Below are 645 nucleotides of genomic sequence, written 5' to 3'. Positions count from 1 at the left end.
CCACCGACTCGTTGTCGCCGGTGAGCAGGATGGGCTTCAAGCCCAGCTCCCTCAAACGCCGGATAGCGCGGGCCGAACCTTCCTTCACGGTGTCCGTCAGGCTCAGTAGCCCCTCGACCCGGCCGTCCACAGCGAGCCACACCACGGTGGCACCGCGGGCTTCGGCCTTCCGCAGTTCCAGCAGATGCGCCTCGGACACGGCGACGCCGTTCTCCTCCAGCCACCCCGCCCGGCCGGCAATCACGGATCGGCCCTCGACCACCCCGCGCACGCCGCCGCCGGGAGCGCTGGCGAACGCCTCGACGTCAGGCAGGCTGCTGTCGTGCAAGGCGATATCGGGCGAACTGCCGGCGGGGGAGCAGGATGGGCTTCAAGCCCAGCTCCCTCAAACGCCGGATAGCGCGGGCCGAACCTTCCTTCACGGTGTCCGTCAGGCTCAGTAGCCCCTCGACCCGGCCGTCCACAGCGAGCCACACCACGGTGGCACCGCGGGCTTCGGCCTTCCGCAGTTCCAGCAGATGCGCCTCGGACACGGCGACGCCGTTCTCCTCCAGCCACCCCGCCCGGCCGGCAATCACGGATCGGCCCTCGACCACCCCGCGCACGCCGCCGCCGGGAGCGCTGGCGAACGCCTCGACGTCAGGC

1 protein-coding gene and 1 pseudogene are annotated in these 645 nt (G+C 71.3%); both read right to left on the bottom strand.

What is annotated here, in order from left to right; translation table 11 throughout:
* Window positions 1-328, bottom strand: a 328-nt coding sequence (locus Y704_RS22910) for an HAD family hydrolase (RefSeq protein ID WP_051477170.1), incomplete at its 3' end; no start/stop codon positions are given.
* Window positions 306-645, bottom strand: a pseudogene (locus Y704_RS21700) (HAD family hydrolase); the annotation flags it as partial. The gene Y704_RS22910 and the pseudogene Y704_RS21700, both read right to left, overlap by 23 nt.

Source organism: Arthrobacter sp. Br18 (genome assembly GCF_000520555.1).
GTDB lineage: Bacteria > Actinomycetota > Actinomycetes > Actinomycetales > Micrococcaceae > Arthrobacter_D.
The sequence above is the reverse complement of the archived record's forward strand: the minus strand, read 5'-3'. Positions and strand labels throughout refer to the sequence as shown.